This is a genomic window from Microbacterium sp. MF43 (assembly GCF_012847295.1).
Classification (GTDB): domain Bacteria; phylum Actinomycetota; class Actinomycetes; order Actinomycetales; family Microbacteriaceae; genus Microbacterium.
Genome location: NZ_JABBDY010000003.1, coordinates 700,518 through 707,073 on the forward strand (window position 1 = coordinate 700,518; position 6,556 = coordinate 707,073).

6 protein-coding genes are annotated in these 6,556 nt (G+C 70.3%); 3 read left to right on the forward strand and 3 right to left on the reverse strand.

The window, feature by feature from the left end; translation table 11 throughout:
* The first annotated feature begins 8 nt into the window (after positions 1 to 8).
* Positions 9 to 1,406, forward strand: coding sequence for a dihydrolipoyl dehydrogenase (gene lpdA / locus HF323_RS11780; RefSeq protein WP_169582744.1), 1,398 nt, complete (start codon positions 9 to 11; stop codon positions 1,404 to 1,406).
* Positions 1,407 to 1,469: 63 nt separating this feature from the next.
* Here the strand turns inward: lpdA and HF323_RS11785 are convergent, their stop codons facing one another.
* The 3 genes from HF323_RS11785 to HF323_RS11795 all read right to left on the reverse strand — a co-directional run bounded on the left by HF323_RS11785 (position 1,470) and on the right by HF323_RS11795 (position 2,921).
* Positions 1,470 to 1,967 (reverse strand): PaaI family thioesterase, encoded by a 498-nt coding sequence (locus HF323_RS11785; protein WP_169582745.1) that lies wholly within the window; start codon positions 1,965 to 1,967, stop codon positions 1,470 to 1,472.
* Positions 1,968 to 2,053: 86 nt separating this feature from the next.
* Positions 2,054 to 2,701: a CYTH domain-containing protein gene (locus HF323_RS11790; RefSeq protein ID WP_169582746.1), complete on the reverse strand. Its 648-nt coding sequence runs from the start codon at positions 2,699 to 2,701 to the stop codon at positions 2,054 to 2,056.
* Positions 2,688 to 2,921 carry a response regulator gene (locus HF323_RS11795; RefSeq protein ID WP_169582747.1) on the reverse strand — a complete coding sequence of 78 codons (234 nt, stop codon included), beginning with the start codon at positions 2,919 to 2,921 and terminating at the stop codon, positions 2,688 to 2,690. The genes HF323_RS11790 and HF323_RS11795 overlap by 14 nt, the downstream gene beginning before the upstream one ends.
* A gap of 155 nt (positions 2,922 to 3,076) precedes the next feature.
* Here HF323_RS11795 and glgP point away from each other — a divergent pair, with 155 nt between their 5' ends.
* Both glgP and HF323_RS11805 read left to right on the forward strand, forming a co-directional pair.
* On the forward strand, positions 3,077 to 5,629 hold the full coding sequence (glgP, locus tag HF323_RS11800) for an alpha-glucan family phosphorylase (protein ID WP_169582748.1): 2,553 nt from the start codon (positions 3,077 to 3,079) through the stop codon (positions 5,627 to 5,629).
* A 177-nt stretch (positions 5,630 to 5,806) separates the two neighbouring features.
* Positions 5,807 to 6,538: a glutamine amidotransferase gene (locus HF323_RS11805; protein ID WP_169582749.1), complete on the forward strand. Its 732-nt coding sequence runs from the start codon at positions 5,807 to 5,809 to the stop codon at positions 6,536 to 6,538.
* Positions 6,539 to 6,556: the final 18 nt, after the last annotated feature.

The window sequence follows — 6,556 nt, forward strand, 5'->3', positions numbered from 1 at the left end:
CTGGAACCATGCCTCACTACGACGTCGTCATCCTCGGCGCCGGCCCCGGCGGGTACGTCGCGGCCGTCCGCAGCGCTCAGCTCGGCCTCTCCGTCGCGATCATCGAAGAGAAGTACTGGGGCGGTGTCTGCCTGAACGTGGGCTGCATCCCCTCGAAGGCTCTGCTCAAGAACGCCGACCTGGCCCACCAGTTCCACCACAAGGCGGAGCTGTTCGGCATCTCGGGCGACGTGCAGTTCGACTTCGGGGTGGCGTGGGACCGCAGCCGCAAGGTGGCCGACACGCACGTCAAGGGCATCCACTACCTGATGAAGAAGAACAAGGTCACCGAGTACGAGGGCCGCGGCTCCTTCACGGGTCCGAACGCGATCACCGTGACCAAGGCCGACGGAGCCACCGAGGAGGTCACGTTCGACAACGCGATCATCTCGACCGGCTCGAAGGTGCGCCTGCTCCCCGGCGTGCAGATCGGCGGCAACATCGTCACGTACGAGGAGCAGATCCTCGCCCGCGACCTGCCTTCGTCGATCGTCATCGTCGGCGCCGGCGCGATCGGCATGGAGTTCGCCTTCGTGATGGTCAACTACGGTGTCAAGGTCACCATCATCGAGTTCCTCGACCGCGCCCTCCCCAACGAGGACGCCGACGTGTCGAAGGAGATCGCCAAGCAGTACAAGGGCTACGGCGTCGACATCCTCACCTCGACGAAGGTCGAGACGGTCACCGACCACGGCGACAGGGTCACCGTCACGTACACGGCGAAGGACGGCACCGCCGGCTCGATCGACGCCGACAAGGTCATGATGTCGATCGGCTTCGCCCCCAATGTCGAGGGCTTCGGCCTCGAGAGCACCGGGGTGAAGCTCACCGACCGCGGCGCGATCGACATCGACGACAACATGCGCACCAACGTGCCCCACATCTACGCGATCGGCGACGTCACCGCGAAGCTGCAGCTGGCCCACGTGGCCGAGGCGCAGGGCGTCGTGGCTGCCGAGACGATCGGCAAGGCCGAGACGATGACCCTCGGCGACTACCGCATGATGCCCCGCGCGACCTTCTGCTCGCCGCAGGTCGCCTCGTTCGGTCTCACCGAGCAGCAGGCCCGGGACGCCGGCTACGACGTCAAGGTCGCGAAGTTCCCGTTCTCGGCGAACGGCAAGGCCAACGGCCTGGGCGAGGCGATCGGCTTCGTCAAGCTCATCGCCGACGGCGAGCACCTCGAACTGCTCGGCGGACACCTGATCGGCCCCGACGTGTCCGAGCTGCTCCCCGAGCTCACGCTCGCGCAGAAGTGGGACCTCACCGCGCTCGAGGCCGCGCGCAACGTCCACACCCACCCGACGCTGTCCGAGGCCGTCCAGGAGGCCTTCCACGGCCTCGCCGGCCACATGATCAACCTCTGACGCGACCCGGGTCGAGCGACCCGACGACGCGAAGGCCCTGGATCACTCCGGGGCCTTCGCCGTTCAGGGCCGCAGCACGAGAAGCGAGCTGGTCGCCGTCGCGAGCGCGGTGCCCGAGGCATCCTCCAGCACTCCCTCGGCGAAGATCACCCGCGACCCGCCCTTCACGACCCGGCCCCGCGCGCGAAGCATGCCGGTCGTCGAGAGGATGGGCCGCAGGTACGACACGGTGAGGTCGATCGACGTGTACCCGACCCCCGCCGGAAGCGTCGTGTGCGCGGCGCACCCGACCACCGTGTCGAGGAGCGTGCACGCGACCCCGCCGTGGACCACGCCGAGCACGTTGTAGTGGAACTCGCGGGGCTCGCACTCGAAGACCGCCTCGCCGGGCTCGGCCGACACCAGCGTGAAGTCGAGAAGGCGCGCGATCGGCGGGGGCGGAAGCTCCCCGGCGATGAGCGCACGCAGGTAGGTGAGCCCGTCCATGGCCCGGGAGGCGGCCAGCGGCGGCGCCGGGTCCTCCCACTCGACGGTCCGGCTGCGGGGCGCGTCGCTGCTCATGTCCCGAAGCCTAGTCCCGGCGAAACCGCCGTACCTCTCCGATGGCGACCCCGCTTCGCGGGCTTCGCGCGGTCCCGAAGACGGCCTCAGTGACCGAGCGCGCGGGCGAGTTTGGAATCGGATGCCGCGGCCCGGCCACCGGCGGCCAGCGCCGCCCGCTCGACGGCAGCGAAGAACGACTGACGCCACGCGGGGTCGGCCGGCGCGGCCGGACCCAGCTCGACCTCCCACTCGTGCCACTCGCGTTCGGTGCCGCTGCGCTCGTCGCGCGTGGAGACGTGGTCGTCGGCGAACTCCGCCACGACGCCGCCACCCGCCGAGAGGAGCGAGTAGGCGATCCGATGGTTGCGGATGCGGGCGAGCGGCGTCAGCTCGGCGTCGCCGGCGACGGCGGCGAGCTCTGCGCGCGTGGCGTCCGGCACCGTAGCCGCCTCGCCGAGTGGCCAGTGCAGCTCGACTCGGCCGCCGTCGGCACCGCGAGGACCCTTGATGTGCCAGCCCTCGTCGGGACCGCCCGTCCGGCGGCGCAGGGCATAGCCGTGGCGGGCGAGCGCGGCATCGTCGGTGTCGAGGTACGTCGCGTCCAGCGACCGCTCCTCCCCCGCGCTCACCGAGGCGACGCTCGGCAGGGCGGACCAGTCGGGCACGGCTGCACCCGGCTCGACGTCGAACTTCAGCTCCACCTCGACGGAACGTGCCGGCGCTCCGCCGGACCCGGGATCAGCGGAGCTCACTCGCGGGGCTCGCGCTGGGATCGATGTCGTCCTGCGACTCGACGAACCAGAACTCGGCCTCGGTGGGGCCGTCGCCTTCGCCGGTCTTCTCAGGGTCGCCCTTCCGCTCGTAGACGACCTGGGTCTCGCTGTACGGGACGATGAGACGGTCGAGCTGCGGGTCTTCCAGCGGCAGGAGCTGACCGTCGAGCGGGCCCCCATGGAGTCGTGCGATTGCCATGCGCCCAGCGTAGACCCGCGCATCGGCAGGAGCCCTGCGGTTGCATTTGCCGTGTCGCTCTGGTTCGCTGTGCGGCCCCCGCCGTCCTCTTCGCGCACTCGTCGGCCGCCGGACGTTATGCAAGCGTTTCCAGCCGGTGCCCCTAGAATCGCTGCGTGAAGGCCATCCGAACGTTCACCGTCCGCCCTGTCCTCGCCGACTCCCTCGCTCCTCTCGATCGCCTCGCCGCCAACTGGCGCTGGTCGTGGAGCCGGGCGACGCACGCGCTCTTCGCGTCGATGGATCCGTCGCTGTGGGAGCGCATCGGCGAGAACCCCGCCCGCATGCTCGGCGCCGTCGGTCAGGATCGCCTGGACGAGCTCGCGCGCGACGATGCCTTCGTGCAGCGGGTCCGCGAGGAGGACGAGCGCCTCACCGCCTACCTCGACGGCGACCGCTGGTTCCAGCGACTCGAGGGCGACAAGCCCGCCCACATCGCCTACTTCTCGCCCGAGTTCGGCGTGGACGGGTCACTCCCCCAGTACTCCGGCGGTCTCGGCATCCTCGCGGGCGACCACTTGAAGAGCGCGTCCGACCTCGGCGTGCCGCTCACCGGCGTCGGCCTCTTCTACCGCGCCGGTTATTTCCGCCAGTCGATCGGCGACGACGGCTGGCAGCGCGAGAGCTATCCGCTGCTCGACCCGTACGGCCTCGGTCTCACGCTGCTGCGCGATGCGGACGGGGCGCCGGCCGAGATCTCGCTCGACCTCCCGGGCGACCGCGTGCTCTACGCCCGCATCTGGGTGGCCGACATCGGACGCATCCCCCTTCTCCTCCTCGACTCCGAGACGCCCTCGAACTCCGAGGAGATGCGCAAGGTCACCGACCGCCTCTACGGCGGCGGCGGCGAGCACCGCTTGCTGCAGGAGCTCCTGCTCGGCGTCGGCGGCGTGCGCGCGCTGCGCCGGTGGTGCCAGATCACCGGACGGCCCGCTCCGGACGTGTACCACACCAACGAGGGCCATGCCGGATTCCAGGGCCTGGAGCGGATGTCGGAGCTCATCACCCACGACGGCCTCACGTTCGACGTGGCGCTCGCCCAGGTGCGTGCCGGCACGGTCTTCACGACGCACACCCCCGTGCCCGCCGGCATCGACCGCTTCCCGCGCGACCTCATCGCCGATTACCTTGCGAACGGTCTCTTCGCGGGCCTCGACGCCGGCCGCGCCATCGCGCTCGGCCTCGAGACGTGGGACGGCGGCGACCAGGGCGTCTTCAACATGGCCGTCCTCGGCCTGCATCTGGGCCAGCACGCCAACGGTGTCTCCCAGCTGCACGGTGAGGTGAGTCGCGGGATGTTCGGGATGCTGTGGCCCGACGTCGACGTCGACGAGGTGCCCATCACCTCGATCACCAACGGCGTCCACGCCCCGACGTGGGTGCACCCCGCCCTCAAGGCGCTCAGCGAGCGCGTCTGGGGCGACGCCCATACCGACACGCACGACTGGAACGACCGCGAGGCGGTCACGGATGCCGAGCTGTGGGGCGTCCGCCAGCAGATGAAGGGCGAGCTCGTCGCCGAGGCGCGACGGCGGGTCGCGGCATCCGTGTCCAACGGCCACACCCCCGCGTGGATCGACGACCTGCTCGATCCCGAGGTGCTCACGATCGGCTTCGCGCGCCGCGTGCCCACGTACAAGCGGCTCACGCTGATGCTCCGCGACCCGGAGCGCCTCACCCGGCTCCTGACCGACCCGGAACGCCCGGTTCAGATCGTGATCGGGGGCAAGTCGCACCCCGCCGACGACTCCGGCAAGATCCTCATCCAGCAGCTGGTGCGCTTCAGCCGCGACCCGAAGGTGCGCGGACGCATCGTGTTCCTCCCGGACTACGACATCGGCCTCGCCAAGGACCTCTACCCCGGCTGCGACGTGTGGCTCAACAACCCGCTGCGCCCCCTCGAGGCGTGCGGCACGAGCGGCATGAAGGCGGCGCTCAACGGCGCGCTCAACCTGTCCATCCTCGACGGCTGGTGGGACGAGTGGTTCGACGGTCAGAACGGCTGGGCGATCCCGACCGCCGACACCGCGTCGAACGACGAAGAGCGCGATGATGCCGAGGCATCCGCTCTGTACGACCTCATCGAGCACCAGCTCGTGCCGCGGTTCTACGAGCGCGAGGGCGGCATTCCGACAGCGTGGCTCGGCATGGTGCGCCACACCATGACCGACCTCGGCACGAAGGCCACGAGCGACCGCATGGTGCGCGACTACGTCCAGCGCCTGTACGTGCCCGCGGCGGCCCACGACGCCGCGCTCCGCGCCGACGGGTTCGCCGAGGCGCGCTCGCTCGCGGAGTTCAAGGCGCGGGTGGCGGATGCCTGGGCGCGCGTCTCGATCGCCGGTGTGGACTCGTCCGGCATCCCCGCGCAGGCGCAGGCCGGTGACGCCCTCGAGGTGAGCGCGGCCGTGCGACTCGACGGGCTGGCGCTCGACGATGTGGCGGTGGAGCTCGCCTATGGGCGCACCGATGAGGACGACGCGCTCGCGCGCGACCACTCCGTGCACCGCCTCGCTCCGGCCGAGCAGACCGCGGACGGCGTCACGTTCTTCACCGGCACGCTGCCGCTCACGGTGACGGGGACCTTTGGCTACACGGTGCGCGTGGTGCCGGCTCATCCGCTGCTCGTCTCGCCGGTGGAGCTCGGCCTGGTCACCTACGCCTCCTGACCTGCTCGCTCCCCGGTCGTTGAGCGAGGAGCGAAGCGACGAGAGCAAACGGGTCTCGGCGAGGATCGGTCCGCGCATACCTTCGGACGATGGCGTTGCTGACCCGTTTCGACTCGCTCCGCTCGCTCGACGACCGGGGCGTCGGAGCGGGGTGGCGGGAGCGAATATCGTGGGAGCGTGAAGCCGTTCGTCCTCCTCGCCACGCGCGCCGAAGACGTGCCCGCCGACGAGGAGTACGCGCTCTTCCTTCGCTTCACCGGACTCGATGAGCGAGACCTCGTCCGCGTGCGTCTCGAGGCCGGACCCATGCCCCGCTTCGATCTCGACGAGCTCTCGGGCATCTTCGTGGGCGGGGGGCCGTTCAACGCGTCCGACCCCGACGAGAAGAAGTCGGCCGTGCAGCACCGCGTCGAGGCGGAGTTCCAGACGCTCCTCGACGAGGTCGTCGCGCGGGACTTCCCCTTCCTCGGCGCCTGCTACGGCGTCGGCACGCTCGGCGTGCACCAGGGCGCGGCGATCGACCGCACGTACTCAGAGCCGATCAGCGTCGTCCCGGTGACGCTCACGGAGGACGGGGCATCCGATCCCCTCCTCGAAGGCCTGCCGCGCACCTTCCACGCCTTCGTCGGGCACAAGGAGGCGATCTCGCAGCTTCCCGCATCGGCGACCCTGCTCGCCTCATCGCCGGGGTGCCCGGTGCAGATGTTCCGGGTGCGGCAGAACGTGTACGCCACGCAGTTCCACCCCGAGCTCGACGTCGACGGCATCACGACCCGCATCCACGCCTATGCCGGCTACGGCTACTTCGCCGCCGACGAGCTCGAGCTGACCCTCACCGCAGTGCGGCGAGCCGCCGTCTCCCATCCCCGCCGCATGCTGCGCACATTCGTGGAGCGGTACGCGGCGTAGCGCCCGACGAGCTCCGGC

Bases quoted from the DNA above. Each gene is read 5' to 3' on its own strand.
- HF323_RS11785 (WP_169582745.1), bottom strand. From the start codon at position 1,967: ATGAGCAGCGACGCGCCCCGCAGCCGGACCGTCGAGTGGGAGGACCCG.
- lpdA (WP_169582744.1), top strand. From the start codon at position 9: ATGCCTCACTACGACGTCGTCATCCTCGGCGCCGGCCCCGGCGGGTAC.
- HF323_RS11795 (WP_169582747.1), bottom strand. From the start codon at position 2,921: ATGGCAATCGCACGACTCCATGGGGGCCCGCTCGACGGTCAGCTCCTG.